Origin of the sequence: Dactylosporangium sp. NPDC050588, from assembly GCF_040654975.1 — a bacterium.
In the GTDB taxonomy this organism is placed as follows: domain Bacteria; phylum Actinomycetota; class Actinomycetes; order Mycobacteriales; family Micromonosporaceae; genus Dactylosporangium; species Dactylosporangium maewongense.
This window is the reverse complement of the sequence record NZ_JBFAJA010000023.1, coordinates 38,162-54,022: the sequence shown is the minus strand read 5'-3', so window position 1 is coordinate 54,022 and position 15,861 is coordinate 38,162. Positions and strand designations below refer to the sequence as shown.

The window sequence follows — 15,861 nt, the reverse complement described above, 5'->3', positions numbered from 1 at the left end:
GACCCGACCATAGACCTGTCACTCCCGGACGGACGACAGGCGCCCCGGCGGCGTGCGCAGGGCGAGCGCCGCCGGCACCAGGCTCGCGACGAGGGTGATCGCCACGCAGACGGCGGCGATCACCCCGATCGGCGTCCACGGCACCACGGTGCGCGGGTCCGCCACGAGACCGGCGAGCCCCGCCCGCAGCCCGGCCAGCATCCCCGCGGTGACGGCGCCGGCGAGCAGGACCCCCGTGGCGCCCACCAGCAGCGCCTCCACCGCGATCATCGCGAGGACCTGCCGCGGCGTGGCGCCGCCGAGGCGCAGGACGGCGAGGTCCCGCACACGGGCCCCGGTGGCCATGACGAGCGTGTTGGCGATCGCGATCGACGTGTACACCAGCGCCATGCCGAGCACGGCGACCAGCGCCAGGTGGTTGAGGCGGCGCTGCGCGGCGTTCAGCGACCGGAAGTACTCGGCGGCGGTGACGACCCGCGCACCGTCCAGGGTGGACCCGGTGAGGTAGACCGCGTCGGCGCCGGTCCGCGGGGCGTGCGCCGCCCGGAGCGCCCACGGCAGCAGGACCGTCTCGTCGAGGTCGAGCGACGGCTCCAGCACCGCCACGACCCGCAGCTGGACGGGCGAGGCGTCGTCCAGCCACAGCGTCGCCGTGCCGCCGGTCCGCCAGCCCGCGGCGCGGGCCAGCCCGGCGCCGGCCACGACGGTGTCGGTGCCCGCGAGGTCGGCGACCGAGCCGGAGCGCACCGGCAGCCGCAGCACGCCGTCGACGCCCGGTCCGGCGTACAGCGCGTCGAACTCCTCCGGATAGTCGTCGGTCGACACGTACACGACGGACTGCGCCGTGGGAACGCCCACAAAAGCCCGTGAAGGACCGACAGCACCGGAAGCGACCGGAATGCCGGCGGACCCCGACGGCAGGGCGATGGAGCCGGCGGTCACGCGGGCGGCCGACGCGCGCTCCGAGGCGTCCCCCAGGGTCGCGGTCGCCGCGAAGGTCGCCGCCGCGATGCCCACCGTGACGAGGATCGGCGCGACCGTCGACGCGGTCCGCCGGACCGCGGTGCGGGCGTTGTCGCGGGCCAGCGCCGCCGCGACGCCGGGCACCGGCAGCCCGGCCAGCCACGCCAGCCGCGGCGCGAAGACCGGTGCCAGCAGCGCGATCCCGGTGATGGCCAGCTGCGCGTCGAGCAGGACGAGGGCGATCGCCTCGCCGCCGAGGGACGGGACGACGGCCAGCAGGACGGCCGCGCCGCCGAGGAAGAGCACGCCGAAGACCCAGCGGCCGGCGGTCATGACCCGCCGCTCCGCGGCCGCCTCGCGCAGCGCCTCGATCGGGCGGACCTTCCCGGCCCGCCGGGCGGCGACGGCGGCGCCGGCGAGCGCGACGAGCAGGCTCACCCCGAAGGCGGCGAGCAGCGGCCACAGGATGAACCGGGCGGTGAACCCGGGCGGCGCGAACCCGGACCGGGCCAGCCACGCCGCGAACGGCGGCGCGACCAGCAGACCGGCGAGGCAGCCGGCGAGGCCCGCGACGACGCCGACGATGAGGGACTCGCCGAGGACGAGCCGCCGCACCTGGCGCGGCGTGGCCCCGGCGGCGCGCAGCAGCGCGAGCTCCTGGCGACGCTGCACGACCGCGAACGCGAACGTGCCGGCGACCACGAACACGGACACGAAGAGGGCGACCCCGGCGGTGGTGCCGAGCAGCGACGCGGCGGCGGCGAGGAGGTCGCCGCCGGGGTCGGCCTCGGCGCCGGCCCGGCGGTCGCCGGTGAGCACGGCCGGCCCCGGCCCGACGATCTCGCGGACCTGCGCCGCGGTGACCCCGTCGACGGCGATCGCGTCGACCCTCCCCTCGGCGAGCGCCGCCGCGGCCTGGTCGGTGAGGTAGGCGGCCGGTGGGCCGGTGACGATGCCGGCGACCAGCAGCGCCCGCGGCCCCAGCGGCGTCGACACCTCGACCCGGTCGCCCGGGCGGGCGCCCACGGCCTCGGGGAGCGCGACCTCGTCGTCGGCGTGCGGCGGATGGCCGTCGCGGATGGTGTACGGGTGCAGCCCCGCACTCGACCACGGGTGCGCCTCGAGCGCGACGCCGGCCACGTCGACCGGGACGGCACGGTCCACGACGACGGTGGCGCCGGGCAGCGCGGCGAGCCGCTCGGCGGTGCCGGCCGGCAGTTGCTGCGGGCGGCGGGTCCGGGTGCTGGAGGTGGAGTGCTCCCCGTCGCCCTCGTCGACGGTGACGCTGACGGTCTGGCTGCCGGTGACGACGACGGCCGGCCGCGCGTACCACACCGGCGCACGGCCGTCGGAGACGGTCGAGGCGATCGTCAGGCCCGTCGTGGCGAGCAGGCACGCGCCCAGCGACAGCGCCACGAACACCCCGGCGAACGACGCCCACCGCGCCCGCAGCGTCTGCGTGGCGACGCTCAGCACGGGACCGCCTCCAGGGACGTCATGCGCGCGGCGACGGCCTGCGCGGTCGGCCGGTCCAGGGTGCCCGCGACGCGCCCGTCGGCGAGGAACACGACCCGGTCGGCGTAGGACGCGGCGAGTGGGTCGTGGGTGACCATGACGACGGTCTGCCGGCCGCCGCCGTCCGCCGTGGACACCATGGCGCGCAGCAGCCGCAGCACGTCCCGCCCGGTCGCGGAGTCCAGCGCGCCGGTCGGCTCGTCGGCGAACAGGACCGCGGGCCGGGTGACGAGCGCCCGGGCGATCGCGACCCGCTGCTGCTGCCCGCCGGACAGCTCCGCCGGCCGGTGCCTTCCCCGGCCGCCGAGCCCGACGGCGTCGAGGACGGCGCGGACCTCGGCGCGCGCCGGCCGGCGGCCCGCGAGGCGCAGCGGCAGCGCCACGTTCTGCTCCGCGGTCAGCGACGGCAGCAGGTTGAACGCCTGGAACACGAAGCCGATCGTGTCGCGCCGCAGCAGCGTCAGCCCGGTCTCCGACAGCGTCGACAGGTCGGTCCCGGCGACGGTGACGGTGCCGCCGGTCGGCCGGTCCAGTCCGGCGGCGCACTGCAGCAGCGTGCTCTTGCCGGACCCTGACGGGCCCATCACCGCGGTGAACGTCCCGGCCGCGAACCCGAGCGTGACCTCGTGCAGCGCGGTGACCGCCCGGTCCCCGGCGCCGAACCGCCGGTGCACCCTGTCGAGCGTGACGACATCCGTCTCCATGCCGTCGATTCCACCGTGGACGACCCGGCCGGCACACGCCCGTACACCAGCCGAACACCGGTATGGCAGGCACTACTACAAACCGTATGGCAGGCCCGACACCATGATCCGCTACGATCGGCGCCGTCGAGGCGGAGGTATGGCATGACCACGGTTGCCGAGCACATCAACGTGGCGTTCGCCGGGGACGGCGCCGGGGAAGCCGACCTGTCGTGGGGGCAGCAGGACATCTGGCAGGCGATGGTGCGCCAGCGCTCGTGGCTGCCGAACGGCGCCTGGGGGCCGCTGCCCGAGGGCACCACCGTCGACGACGTCGCCGAGCAGCTGCGGTACATGATGAGCCGCTTCCCCACGGCGCGCACGAGGCTGCGGTTCGACGCGGAGGGTCGCCCGAGCCAGGTCGTGGCCGGGTCCGGCGAGATCACCCTCGAGATCGTCGACGCGGGCGACGACGACCCGGCGGCCGTCGCGGAGGCGGTACGGCTGCGGCTGCAGGACGCCGAGTACGACTTCGCCACGGACTGGCCGGTCAGGATGACCGCGGTGCGGTCCGGCGGCCGGCTGACCCATCTCGTCGTCGTCATGTGCCACCTGGTCGCCGACGGCTTCGGCACCGGGGTGATGCTGGAGGACCTCGCCACCAGGGTGGAGACGCCGATCCCGGAGCTGCAGCCGCTGGAGCAGGCCCGGTGGCAGGCGTCGCCGTCCGGCCAGCGGCAGAACACCCTCGCGCTGCGGCACTGGGACGGCATCCTGCGCGGCATGGCACCGCGCCGCTTCCCGGACCCGGCCGCGAAGCCCGAGCCGCGGCACTGGCGGGGCGAGCTCACGTCGTGGGCCCTCGCGCCCGCGCTGCGGGTGGTGACCGAGCGGACCGGCGTGCCACCGGCGCCGGCGCTGCTCGGGGTGTTCGCCGTCGCGCTCGCCCGGGTCACCGGGGTCAACCCGGTGGTGCTGCGCCCGATGGTCAACAACCGGTTCCGCCCCGGGCTGGACCGGGTGGTGTGCATGCTCGCCCAGTACGGCATCTGCCAGCTCGACGTGGCGGGCGCGTCGTTCGCGGAGGTCCTCGACCGGGCCAAGCGCGGCGCCATGGCCACGTACAAGCACGCGTACTACCACCCGGTGGAGCTCGACGACCTGGTCCGCCGGGTGGTCGAGGAGCGCGGCGGCGACCTGGAGCTGCCGGCCTACTTCAACGACCGGCGCGCCGCGGGTGAGGGCGGCACCGAGTTCCAGGGCCGCAAGGACGCGGCGTTCGAGTGGACGACCCGGCAGGACGTGCCGTTCGAGCCGCTGATCGTGCACATCGACGACCTCCCCGACGACGCGGTGCGGGCGATCATCTTCATGGACACGCACGTGATCTCCCCGGCGGACGGCGAGGCGCTGCTGCGCGGCATGGAGGCCGTCGCGGTCGAGGCCGCCCTGGACCCGGAGGCGCCGACAGGAGTGTGACGGCGCTGCGGCGATCCCGCCCCTGATAAGGCCTTTCGAGGTTTACGATCTGGTTTGTCCGGATTGCGGACTTTGAGTTCGGGGGTATTGCATGGTCTCTGTGACGCGGGTTCTGGCGGTGGCGGCGGCGGCCGCGGTACTGGGCGTCGGGGTGCCGGCCGCGGCCGGCGCCAGCTCCGGCCACTACCCGGTGGCGACCTGGTCGATGAACGAGGGCCCGGGCGCCCGCACGATGATCGACAGCAGCGGCAACGGACTGCACGGCCAGATCGGCAACGAGGTCGTCACCGACGTCGGCGTCCGCGGCGCGACCGGCTACCGGTTCACCCGCCTGCAGCCCGACCAGCCGCCCACGCACCCAAGGCACCTGGTGACCGTGCCGGACAGCTCCGCCCTCGACCCCGGCAGCCGCGACTACGCCGTCACGCTCAGGCTGCGCACGACCTACCAGTTCGGCAACATCATCCAGAAGGGCCAGGCCACCACGTCGGGCGGCAACTTCAAGTTCCAGATCCCGAACGGCATCGTGCAGTGCCTGTTCCGCGGCTCCAACGGCACGATCATCGTGCAGGCGACCCGGCGGATCAACGACGGCTGGTGGCACGTCGTGCGCTGCGAGCGGACCCGCTCCGGCGTCAGCCTCGAGATCGACGGCCGGACCGTGGCCCGCCGCGGCGGCTGGACCGGCTCGATCTCCAACGCCTGGCCGCTGTCCATCGGCGGCAAGACCGACTGCGACCAGCGCGACGTCGGCTGCGACTACTACGCCGGCGACCTCGACTGGGTCGAGATCGAGGCCCGCTGACCCGCTGACAGGGCCGTTCAGTGCAGGATGCTCGTCGGCGGCGTGCCGGCGAGCACTCTCGCACCCACCAGCGGGGCGTCCTCCGTCGCCGCCTGGTGTACGCGCACCGCCTGATACGTGAGCCGGTCCGCGAGCGCCTGCCGCAGCGGCGGCCACAGCTCGGCCCGGCGCGCCGCGATCGCCCCGCCGACCGCGACCGCCTCCAGTCCCGCGGTGAGCGCGAAGTTGGCGATGCCGGCGGCCAGGCGCTGCGCGTACACCTGCCAGAAGCGCGGATCGTCGACGTCCTCCAACCCGCGGCCCAGCCGCCGGCGCAGCTGCGCACCGCCGAGCAGCGTCTCCAGGCAGCCGGTCTGCCCGCAGCCGCAGCGCCGGTCGTTGCCCTCGACGAGCTGGTGGCCGGCCTCGGTGGTCAGCGCCACGAAGTGCTCCCCCCGCCCGAGCCGCACGGCCGCGCCGACGCCGGTCGACAGGGTGAGGTAGCCGCACCGGTCCTCCCCGCGCAGCGTGCCGAGCGCGTGCTCGCCGAGCAGGCCGCAGGTCGCGTCGTGGGCGACCCGCACCGGGCAGCCGAGCGCCGCCGCCAGGTCCCGGCCCAGGGGCCGGCCCTCATACGCCCGCAGGTGCAGCGAGACCCGCACGTCGCCGTCCTGGGTGACCCGTCCGCCGAACGACACGCCGACCGCCTCGGGCCGGCCCTTGACCGCGTCCCGCAGCAGGGCGAGCTGCCGGTCATAGTCGGGGTCCGTCGGGAAGCGCACGACCGTCCCGTCCTCGGCCGCCACTCTGGAACGGGTGCCGCCGACGTCGATCGCCACGACCCTCATCGCCCGCGTCACCGCGGCGGCGCCGGCTGATCCCACGGTCCGGTCTCCGGTGCCGGCTGCGGCAGGAGGTACTCCAGCTCGAACATGGGCCCGACCGTAGCAGCGCACCCTCACCGCGCGGAGGGACGACAATGGAACGATGATCGACACGTTGCGGCACCCGACGGAGGACGACCACGCCCGCGTCATGGCGGTCATGGACGAATGGTGGGGCAGCCTGGGCGGCGAGTCCGGCAGCGTGTACCGGGCGACGCTGCTGCCCCGCCTGTACTTCCAGCACTTCACCGACACCAGCTACGTGCTCGACCTGTCCGGCGGCCGGCTCGGCGCGTTCCTCGTCGGGTTCGTGTCGCAGTCCGACCCCGGGGTCGGCTACATCCACTTCGTCGGTGTCTCGCCGGCGCTGCGGCGCACCGGGGTCGGCGGCAGGCTGTACCGCCGATTCTTCACCGACGTCGCGGCGCGCGGCGTCCGGAAGGTCCACTCGATCACCGGCGTCGCGAACCGCCAGTCCCTCGCCTTCCACACCCGGCTCGGCTTCACCCTCGTGCCGGGCGACACCTCGCTGGACGGCCTGCCCGTGCACACCAACTACGACGGGCCGGGCCGCGACGCCCTCAAGTTCGTGAAGCACCTCCCATGACGACGCGGGTGGTGTTCTTCGACCCCGAGCACGGCATCGGGCTGCGGATCGCGGCCGGCAGCGGGCGCAGCTGGCAGGACCAGCCCGACGGGGACCCGCGGCACGCCCACTGCTCGCTCGACATCCCCCGGGACACGCTGTTGCCGTACATGGGCGAGGAACGACCCTGCTCGGACACCCTGTTCGTGCCGTGGTCCGACCTGGCCGCCTTCGCCGACGACCCGGCGGCGCTGCAACCCGGCGGCACCGCCCGCCTCGGCGACGCCGGCACCGCCCTGACGATCCGGATGCGCCGCGACGGCCACCTCCGCGCCGAGGCCGTGTTCAGCGTCGGCCACCACGTCGCCACCACCGTGCGCTGCCGCACCCTGTGGGACCGGCACCACGGCACCCCCGGCGACCTGCCCGCCCTGGCGGACCGCATCCGCGCCGTGGACCGCGTCCGCGCCGCGGGCCGTTAGGATCGATCGATGTCGGTGCTGCTGGTGGGGGCGAATCCGGGGCTGACCGTGGAGCGCGACGGCGGGACGGTCGCGTTCGTGTCGGTGTGGCGGGTCGACTGGTCGGCGCACGGCGCCGGGCGGGTGATCGTGCTGTGGCACGAGGGCCGCACCACGCTCGTCACGGACCGGCCGGTGCTGGGCCGGTGGCTGGCGGACACGTTCAACCGGCACTTCCCCGAGGTCGGTGGGCTGCCGTGGCCCGAGCCGGCGCTCATCGAGGCGGCGGTCGCCGTGGAGCTCGACCTCGCCACCGGCTGCACGGCCACCGGCGGCGGGATCACGGTCGAGCTGAGCGGCCCGTCCGGGCACCGCCTGATCACCGTGGACGACTTTCAGGGCACCGGGCGCAACCTGTCCACGGTGTTCGCCCGGTGCGGGCACGGCGCCCTCACGGCCGGGGGGACGCCGGTGCCGGGGACGGCGTCGGGGTTTCTCGCCGACGCCGAAGTGTGGACCTCGGCAGGGTGAGCACGGCCGCGGCCAGCAGCAGGTGCACCGCGCAGAAGACGATCGCGACCGCCGGGGTGGGCGTGCCGCCGACGAACACCGTGATGTGCGACGCCCAGTCCAGCCGCGCCGGGCGCCCTTCCGGCCAGTCGTTGAGGTAGTAGAACGACAGGTCGTTGAGGCCCGACACGACCACCAGCGCCGACGCGAACCCGAGCCGCAGCACCCGCTCCGTGCTCGCGCCGCCGAGCCGGTAGCCGAACAGGATCGCCAGCACGGTGAACGCGTTGACGAAGATCGCCATCTGGTAGAACGGCGCGAAGTCGCCGCCGTCGGCGAGCGCGACGACCCGCAGCACGTACAGGGTGTCCAGGACGCCCATGTACCCGAGGACGACGGCGGCGAGCAGGATCAGGCCCGGCGCGGCCCGCTGCGGGAAGCCGCCGATCGCGACGACCGCGAACAGCACCGGGCTGATCCGCAGCAGAAACTCCGCCGGGTTGTCGATCGTGCGGTCCGGCGGCAGGACACCCATGATGAGCACGGTCATCGCCGCGCCGGCGACCCCGGCCGCCAGCCACCACCAGCGACGGATCACTTCTGCGTCCAGAACGGCCCGAGCGCCAGCGCGTCCATGTCGGTCTTGAGGTAGCAGCGGACCGCGTCCTGCGGCGTGCAGACGATCGGCTCCTCGTTGTCGTTGAACGAGGTGTTCACCACCATCGGCACGCCGGTCAGCGCGTAGAACTCGCTGATCAGCTCGTGGTAGACCGGGTTGTCGACGGGCGAGACGGTCTGCACGCGGGCGGTGCCGTCCTCGTGCGTGATGGCCGGGACGACGGCCCGCTGGTGCTCCAGGACGTCGAAGACGAGCAGCATGACCGGGCTCGGGTAGCCGCTGGCGAAGTACTCCCCCGCGTGCTCGACCAGGCACGACGGCGCGAACGGGCGGAACGGCTCGCGGTGCTTGACCTTCTCGTTGAGCCGGTCCTTCGTGTCGGCGCCGCGCGGGTCGGCGAGGATCGAGCGGTTGCCGAGCGCCCGCGGGCCGACCTCGCCGCGCCCCTGGAACCAGCCGATGATCTTCCCGTCCGCGATCGCGGCGGCGGCGGTCTTCGTGATCGGGTCCCGGCGCTCGTACGGCAGGCCCGCCTCCGCGAGCGCCTTCTCCATGTCCGCCTCGGCGTAGGTCGGCCCGAGGAAGATGTACTCGCCCCGCGGGCGGGGCAGGCCCAACCCGGCGGAGACGACGGTCGCGGCGCCGAGCGCGGAGCCGTCGTCGGCGGCGGCCGGCTGGGCGAAGAACTCCTCGAACCCGGTCTGCAGCAGGATCTTGCCGTTCATGACGCTGTTGAGCGCGACCCCGCCGGCGGTCAGCAGCCGCGGGTTGCCGGTCTTCTCGTGCACCCACTTCGCGACGTGCAGGCCCGCCTCCTCCAGGGTGTTCTGCAGCGCGTACGCGACGTCGGCGTAGTGCTGCGGCACGGCGTCGCGGGTCTTCGGCCGGGGCGGGCCGAACGTGGCGCGGAACTTGTCCGACACCTGGTGCTTGCCGGTCGCGTGGTGGCGGAACCAGCTGAGGTTCAGCGCGTAGCGGCCGTCGCTGTCGAGGCGGACCAGGTCGCGGAACTGCTCCACGAACGTCGGCCGTCCGTACGCGGCGAGGCCCATGACCTTGCCCTCGTCGCGGGTCGGGTGGAAGCCGAGCCAGCCGGTGACGTCGGCGTACATGGCGCCGAGCGAGTGCGGGAACTTCACCCGCCGCAGGTCGTGGATCCTGTCGCCCTCGCCGACGGCGAGCAGCGTGCTGGTGCCGTCGCTGCCGATGCCGTCCCAGGCGATGATCGCGGCGTCGTCCCACGGCGAGATGTGCAGGGCGCTGCCCGCGTGCGCGTGGTGGTGGTCGACCAGGTGCACCTTGAGCTTCGTCGGCCCGTCGTAGCCGGTCGCCGCCCGCAGCAACGCCTCCAGCTGCGACGCGCGGCGCCACAGCACGAGCAGGGTGCCGCCCATGTGGTGGTCGTCGGCGTTGGTGGACGTCTCCCGCCGGGTGGTCGTCTCATGGAAGCCGCGGGCCTTGCCGTAGTCGCCGGCGTCGTTGCGCAGCACGGCCAGGGTGGCCGGGAAGTAGCGCAGGAAGTGCTTGCCGGCGTGCCACAGCAGGCGCCGGCCCTGGAAGAAGTACGCGACGTGGTCGACGTCGCCGAGGGTGATGCCCGCGCTGCGCAGGCACCACTGGATCGCCCGGACGGGGAAGCCCCCGTCGTGCTTGATCCTGCTGAACCGCTCCTCCTCACAGAACGCGACGATCCGCCCGTCGTGCAGGAGTGCCGCAGCCGAGTCGTGGTGTTGACTCAAGCCGAGTACATACATTGATCCTCATCTCATCGACCGAAGATCGTCCAGTCCCCCCGCCAACCTGCAAAAGTATTGACGTAAGTGGTTGTCGAAGGGAAGCCTTCCGGTCGGATTGTTGACCGCCTGCAGATCTTGGCGGAACATCAACAGCATCGAAGAACTGGTATTGGATCTTCTCGATCCGACCGGCTCCGCCGCGCCGCCGTGGTGGGGCCCCGCGGTCCGCGACGCCGAGCTGCACTCGGTGCTGGACTGGCCGGTCATGCGGACGCTGGCGTCGACCCGGCGCGGCCCGGTCCTCGTCGGCGCGCTCCGCGACGGCGACAAGGTCGCGGGACTCGTCACGCTGCGCCTGCGCCGGCTCCCGGCCCTCGGCCTCGCCGTCGCCGACGTCGAGAGCATGATCATCGGGGCGTTCTCCGGCATCGCCCTGGCCGGCGGCCTGCCCGGCACGCTGCACCCCAGCGGCGGCCCGGCGCCGTCCCTCTTCGCGGCCGCGGTCAGGACCCTCGAGGCGTCGCTGCGGCAGCGCTACGGCAAGCGCCTCCAGGCCGTCATGTACCGCCACATCTACCGCCGCGAGCTGCCCCACCTCCTGCACGGCGTCTCGGTCGTGCGAGCCGGCGCCCCGGCCCTGCTGCTGCGCAACACGTTCCCCGACTACGACTCGTACCTGCGAACCCTGCGCAAGTCGCGGCGCGTCGACCAGCAGCGGCTGGTCCGCAACATCGACGCCGACCCGTCGCTCACGGTCGCCTTCGGCCCGGCCGCCGACGCGGGCCTGGACGCCACCACCCTGCACCGCCTCTGCGCCGACACCGCCCGCCGCAACCACACCCACCGCTGGCCGCCGATGCGGGTCTGGCCACGGTCCCTGTTCGAGACCGTCCTGCAGCAGCCGGACGTCCTCGCCCTGCGCTACACCGGCCCGGACGGTTTGGTCGCGGCGACCCTCACCTTCGACCACCCCGTCGCGCCGATCCTGGGCCCGTGGGGCGCCCTCCCACTCGGCGGCCCCCGGCGCAGCGGCCTCTGGTTCGACCACCTGGCCCGCCTCATCCGCTGGGGCATCGAGCAGCAACGCCCCCTCATCGTCGGCGGCAAGGGCGCCCAGGGCCCGAAGGAGGCCCTCGGCTTCACCCCAGAACCACAGTGGACAGTCCTCCGCCGCCTGACCCCCTGACCCCAACAGCCCTCGCTGCGGCGCGTGCCGTGTCGCCTCAGAGGGTTAGGTTGATCGAGTGAGTTCACTCGAGACGGGTTACCGCGAGAAGATGCTCAAGAGCTGTGCGACGTTCCTGTCCCGCTGGGTTGACGCCGATGCACTGATGCTGGAACTGACCCTGTCGATCAAGACCCTCAAGATCGTGCCGACCGAGGAGGGCAGGAGCGGGAACCTCGCGTGCGGGTGAAGGCGCATCGTCGCCGCCGGGTTCGCGCGCGTCGCCGAATCGTCCGCGTGATCGAGCGGCGGCCGCTTCAGCGGAGTCGAGTGACCTGCCTCCGAATTGATCTCTGGAATCGCGGCTGAATCACGGAGCATCGATGGCAAAGGAGGGCGAATGGGGCATTGACCAACGTCTGGGCGTGGGCACGATGCCTCGCCGGCGTCGCGCTCCCCCGGTATCCGGCCCGACACAAAGACGGCGCTGGTGGCGGGCGTCAGGCCTGGGGCGCCGCCGAAGGGCCGGCGCAGCAGGCGGCAGGCGGCAGGCGGCAGGGCAGCAGGGCAGCAGGGCAGCAGGGCAGCAGGGCAGCAGGGCAGCAGGCGTCGCCAGTCCGGCGCAGTTACTCCAGGCCCGCCTGGAAGCCGCGCCGGCGGAGGCCCGCGGCGGCGGCGTTGGCGTTGCGGCGCAGGCGCTCCACCTCGGTGGCGAGCCGGGCAGCACCCTCGTCGGTGAGCCGGTAGTAGCGGCGGAGCCGGCCGTCGACGGCCTCCTCGCGCTCCACAGCGACCAGCCCCTGCTCGGCCAGCCGGTCCAGCGCGCCATACAGCGTGCCCGCGCCGAGCACCACCGCGCCGCCGGAGAGGGCGGTCACCTGCTGCAGGATCCCGTAGCCGTGCAGCGGCTCGCCGGTGAGCGCGGTCAGCACCAGAAACGTCGGCTCCTGTAAAGGCGGCATGACCAGCAAATTACAACCGCCGTGATATTACGTCAATCGTAACATGCTGAAATCGGGCAGCGGCTCATGGCAGCATTCGGTGGTCGATGATGGCGGCGCACTGGCGGACAGCACGGGACGAGGAGACCGGATGGGCGCACTGCGACGGCTGCGGGCCATGTCCGGGCCGATGCGCGCCTCGTGTCTGGTGCTGGCCGCCTGCACGACCTGGTTCCTGGTCAACCTGGTGACGCCGGTGGGGCCGCCGGTCCTGCTGTGGCTGCCCACCCCGGCCGGCGCACTGCTGCTCACGGCCGCGTTCCGGCGCACGGCGAGGACGATGACGCTGCCCGCGCCGACCCGCAGGTTCTGGGGGCACCTGAGCATCGCCGCGCTGTGCGTCGGGGTCGCGCACACCGCCCAGGCAGTCGACGTGCTCACCCATCCGGACGTCGGCGGCGCGTACAACGGGCCCGTCCTGCTGGCCTTCGACAGCGCCGCGGTGCTGCTCATCCTGTACGCGCTGTACCGCCTCCCACTGTCCCGGCGCAGCGCCGGCGAGCGGCTGCGGGTGGCGCTGGACGGCGGCACGGTCGTCGCCGGCGCCGCCGTGTTCATCTGGCACTTCCAGACCAGGGTCGCGCTGCGCACCGACAACCGCAACGAGGTCCTCGGCTCGCTGATCCTCGCCGTGCTCGCCCTGGTCGTGGTGCTCGCGGTGGCGAAGGTGATGCTGTCGGGCTACGAGTTCATCGACAAGTCGGCGCTGCAGTGGCTCGCCTTCTCGATCTTCTACGGCGCCACCAACTCGATGCTGCAGCCGCTGCTCGCGCCCGGCCACCCGCACCTGATGTCGACCCAGCTCAGCATCCCGGTGGTGTGCTGCCTGGCGGCGTGGGCCGCGGAGCGGGAGCGCGGCGCGCCCCGTAAAGCGGTGGCGGCGAAGCGGCGCCCGTTCAGCCTGGTGCCCTACGCGGCCGTTGCCGCCGTCTACGTCCTGCTCGTCCTCGAGACCTGGTTCGGCGACCACGGCGACGAGAAGATGCTGGTGCTCGGTGCGGTCACCCTCACGGCGCTGGTCATGGTGCGGCAGGTGGCCGCGTTCGTCGACAACGGCCGGCTCCTCGCCCGGCTCGACCACACCGCCACCCACGACGCGCTCACCCAGCTGCCCAACCGGGCGCTCTTCGGCCAGCGCCTCCAGCAGGCGCTGCGGGAGTCCGGCCCGGTCAGCGTCGCGCTCATCGACCTCGACGACTTCAAGGAGGTCAACGACACGCTCGGGCACGAGGTCGGCGACCTGCTGCTGGTCGAGGTGGCCCGGCGCCTCGCGGGTCGCGCCGGCGCCGCGGACACGGTCGCCCGGCTCGGCGGCGACGAGTTCGTCGTGGTGCTGCCCGGCGCCGACCCCGCCGCCGCCAGCCTCGCCGTGGAGCGGCTCGCCGACGCGCTGCGGGCGCCCGCCGTCGTCAACGGCCAGGAGCTGCCGATCTCCGCCAGCATCGGCATCGCCGACGGCCGCGCCGGCGACGACCCGAGCCTGCTGCTGCGCCGCGCCGACATCGCCATGTACGCGGCGAAGCGGCTCACCGGCACCGCCTACCTGCACTACGACTGCGCGATGTCGGAGCTCGGCGGCGAGAAAGGCGTGGCCGGTGCGGGCGGCGACCATCCGTCCCAGCTGCGTGAAGCCATCGACGGTGGGCGTTGTTTCCTGGTGTACCAGCCGATCGTGTCCCTCGACGACGGCCGGCTCGTCGGCGCCGAGGCCCTGGTCCGCTGGGACCACCCGGTCCACGGCGTCCTGCCGCCCGACGCGTTCATCCCCCTCGCCGAACGCACCGGCCTGATCGTGCCGCTCGGCCGGTTCGTGTTCGCCGACGCGTGCCGGCAGTTCGCGGCGTGGGACGCCCGGCACGGCGCCGCCGCCCCGGCCGTGCTCAACATCAACGTGTCCCCGCGCGAGCTGCGCGAGGCCGACTACGCCGGGTTCGTCGCCGAGACGCTGACGCTGCACGCCGTCGACCCGGCCCGCATCGTCCTGGAGATCACCGAGTCGATGGCCCTGACCCTCGGGCCGGCGACCGCGACCCTCGAGCGGCTCCGCGCGCTGGGCCTGCGGATCTCGCTCGACGACTTCGGCACCGGCAGCTCCACCCTCCGGCTGCTGCACGACTGCCCGGTCGACGAGGTCAAGCTCGACCGCTCCTTCACCCAGGCGCCCGCGCCGCCGTCGGGCGAGGGTCGTCCACCGGTCGCCGCCGCCGTCATCCAGCTCGCCCAGGCGTTGCGGCTGCACGCGGTCGCGGAGGGCGTCGAGACGCCGGAGCAGGCCGAGCAGCTGCGGTCGCTGGGGTACCGCTCGGCCCAGGGCTACCACTTCGCCCGCCCCGTGCCCGCCGCGCAGCTCACCGAGTGGATGACGGACCGCGCACCGCGCCCGACGACCTCAACCGGGTCGGCCGCGACGGCGCTGACCCGCGTCGCTACTTGAGCGTGATCTTCTGCTGGGCGCTGCCGGTCAGCTTCAGCGTGGCCGGCTTGCCGGCGCGGGTCAGCGCGCCCTTGGGCTCGAACCGGAACGTCAGCGTCTGCACCGAGCCCTCCGCGACCTCCATCCGCACCTCGTCGCGGATCGTGTAGCCGTTGGTCGGCACCGTCTCGCCCACGACGTCGGCCTGGGACGCCTCGACGGTCACCGCCTTGCCGTTGGCCGTCAGCTGCAGGCTCTGCCGCATGTCGATGGTGCCGTCCAGCACACCGATCGAGGTGAGCTTCGCCGCCACCCACACCCGCAGCCACGTGTGCCCGGCCGGCGCCCACGTGCCCTGCTGGCGGTGGTCGTACGGCTCCAGCGCCGCCGACACCTCGATCTCCACGTAGGTCTGGTGCGGCTCGCCGCTGATCTGCCCGACGAGCTTGTAGGACGTCTCACCGTACGGCCGCGGCTTCAGATAGGCGGCGACGGCGCCCGTCCCGACGGCGCCCGTGCGCAGGTCGATGCTCTGGTCCTTGTCGGCGTCGGACACGACGAGCGTCACCGGCGCCCCGGCGGGCACGAGCGCGACGAGCACACTGTTCGGCGACACGATCCCCTCGACCGGGCGGGCCTTGTCGCCGACCCGCAGCCGCGCCTTCACCACCGCGGACGGCTGCGTCTCCAGGCCCGGCACCGCCGCCAGCCGCGCGAACACGAACTCCTTGCCCTGTCCGGCGGCGATCGGTCCGCTCGCGTCGCGCGGGACGCCGGTCGCCGACTGCATCTTGCCGAACTGCGTGACGACCGCCGGCTCCAGGTGATCGGTGGTGCCGACCTCGGTGAGCCGCACCGCGTAGTCGGGCCCGCCGATCGCGGCGCTGGCCGGCAGCTGCTTCGCCGACGGCACCGCCAGCCCGCCGCCCGCGACGACGGCCAGTTCCTCGGCGACCGACGCCTGCGAGGACGAGGCCGCCGCGGGGACCTTCACCGGCTCCCCGCCGCACCCCGCCAGCAGCGCGCACGCCACCACGACAACCCCGACCCGTCTGCGCATCG

At 73.6% G+C, this 15,861-nt stretch carries 15 protein-coding genes; 8 read left to right on the top strand and 7 right to left on the bottom strand.

Annotation, left to right across the window (positions count from 1 at the left end):
- Positions 1-18 precede the first annotated feature (18 nt).
- Together AB0I21_RS17860 and AB0I21_RS17855 are read right to left on the bottom strand one after the other, a co-directional pair.
- The gene (locus AB0I21_RS17860) at positions 19-2,439 is read right to left on the bottom strand and encodes an FtsX-like permease family protein (RefSeq protein WP_360562316.1); all 2,421 of its coding nucleotides are present in this window, start codon (positions 2,437-2,439) and stop codon (positions 19-21) included.
- The gene (locus AB0I21_RS17855) at positions 2,433-3,182 is read right to left on the bottom strand and encodes an ABC transporter ATP-binding protein (RefSeq protein ID WP_360562314.1); all 750 of its coding nucleotides are present in this window, start codon (positions 3,180-3,182) and stop codon (positions 2,433-2,435) included. The genes AB0I21_RS17860 and AB0I21_RS17855 overlap by 7 nt, the downstream gene beginning before the upstream one ends.
- A 144-nt stretch (positions 3,183-3,326) precedes the next feature.
- Between AB0I21_RS17855 and AB0I21_RS17850 the strand changes: the two genes are divergently transcribed.
- Complete coding sequence (locus tag AB0I21_RS17850; protein ID WP_360562312.1) at positions 3,327-4,640, top strand: condensation domain-containing protein; 1,314 nt, start codon at positions 3,327-3,329, stop codon at positions 4,638-4,640.
- 100 nt (positions 4,641-4,740) lie between these two features.
- A complete protein-coding gene (locus tag AB0I21_RS17845; protein WP_360562310.1) occupies positions 4,741-5,445 on the top strand; it encodes a laminin G domain-containing protein in 705 nt (234 codons plus the stop codon).
- 17 nt (positions 5,446-5,462) lie between these two features.
- Here AB0I21_RS17845 and AB0I21_RS17840 read toward each other — a convergent pair whose 3' ends face one another.
- Positions 5,463-6,272, bottom strand: coding sequence for an ROK family protein (locus tag AB0I21_RS17840; protein WP_360562309.1), 810 nt, complete (start codon positions 6,270-6,272; stop codon positions 5,463-5,465).
- Between the two features lie 139 nt (positions 6,273-6,411).
- Between AB0I21_RS17840 and AB0I21_RS17835 the strand changes: the two genes are divergently transcribed.
- The 3 genes from AB0I21_RS17835 to AB0I21_RS17825 are packed head-to-tail and all read left to right on the top strand — an operon-like array spanning position 6,412 to position 7,886.
- Entirely contained in the window at positions 6,412-6,915 is a 504-nt protein-coding gene (locus AB0I21_RS17835) for a GNAT family N-acetyltransferase (protein WP_360562307.1), read from the top strand.
- On the top strand, positions 6,912-7,376 hold the full coding sequence (locus AB0I21_RS17830; RefSeq protein ID WP_360562306.1) for a hypothetical protein: 465 nt from the start codon (positions 6,912-6,914) through the stop codon (positions 7,374-7,376). The genes AB0I21_RS17835 and AB0I21_RS17830 overlap by 4 nt, the downstream gene beginning before the upstream one ends.
- Positions 7,377-7,385: 9 nt before the next feature.
- Positions 7,386-7,886 carry a hypothetical protein gene (locus AB0I21_RS17825; protein ID WP_360562305.1) on the top strand — a complete coding sequence of 167 codons (501 nt, stop codon included), beginning with the start codon at positions 7,386-7,388 and terminating at the stop codon, positions 7,884-7,886.
- On the opposite strand, the gene AB0I21_RS17820 is transcribed toward AB0I21_RS17825, so the two are convergent.
- Complete coding sequence (locus tag AB0I21_RS17820) at positions 7,807-8,463, bottom strand: hypothetical protein (protein ID WP_360562303.1); 657 nt, start codon at positions 8,461-8,463, stop codon at positions 7,807-7,809. The genes AB0I21_RS17825 and AB0I21_RS17820 overlap by 80 nt on opposite strands.
- The gene (locus tag AB0I21_RS17815; protein WP_360562302.1) at positions 8,460-10,223 is read right to left on the bottom strand and encodes a carbamoyltransferase C-terminal domain-containing protein; all 1,764 of its coding nucleotides are present in this window, start codon (positions 10,221-10,223) and stop codon (positions 8,460-8,462) included. The genes AB0I21_RS17820 and AB0I21_RS17815 overlap by 4 nt, the downstream gene beginning before the upstream one ends.
- Before the next feature lie 166 nt (positions 10,224-10,389).
- Between AB0I21_RS17815 and AB0I21_RS17810 the strand changes: the two genes are divergently transcribed.
- Positions 10,390-11,406, top strand: coding sequence for a hypothetical protein (locus AB0I21_RS17810; protein WP_344498367.1), 1,017 nt, complete (start codon positions 10,390-10,392; stop codon positions 11,404-11,406).
- A gap of 58 nt (positions 11,407-11,464) precedes the next feature.
- Positions 11,465-11,635, top strand: coding sequence for a hypothetical protein (locus tag AB0I21_RS17805; RefSeq protein ID WP_360562300.1), 171 nt, complete (start codon positions 11,465-11,467; stop codon positions 11,633-11,635).
- Between the two features lie 376 nt (positions 11,636-12,011).
- Here the strand turns inward: AB0I21_RS17805 and AB0I21_RS17800 are convergent, their stop codons facing one another.
- Complete coding sequence (locus AB0I21_RS17800) at positions 12,012-12,347, bottom strand: PadR family transcriptional regulator (protein WP_344498365.1); 336 nt, start codon at positions 12,345-12,347, stop codon at positions 12,012-12,014.
- 130 nt (positions 12,348-12,477) lie between these two features.
- Here AB0I21_RS17800 and AB0I21_RS17795 point away from each other — a divergent pair, with 130 nt between their 5' ends.
- Positions 12,478-14,820 carry an EAL domain-containing protein gene (locus AB0I21_RS17795; RefSeq protein ID WP_360562298.1) on the top strand — a complete coding sequence of 781 codons (2,343 nt, stop codon included), beginning with the start codon at positions 12,478-12,480 and terminating at the stop codon, positions 14,818-14,820.
- Here the strand turns inward: AB0I21_RS17795 and AB0I21_RS17790 are convergent.
- Positions 14,813-15,859, bottom strand: coding sequence for a hypothetical protein (locus AB0I21_RS17790; RefSeq protein WP_360562296.1), 1,047 nt, complete (start codon positions 15,857-15,859; stop codon positions 14,813-14,815). The genes AB0I21_RS17795 and AB0I21_RS17790 overlap by 8 nt on opposite strands.
- Positions 15,860-15,861 lie beyond the last annotated feature (2 nt).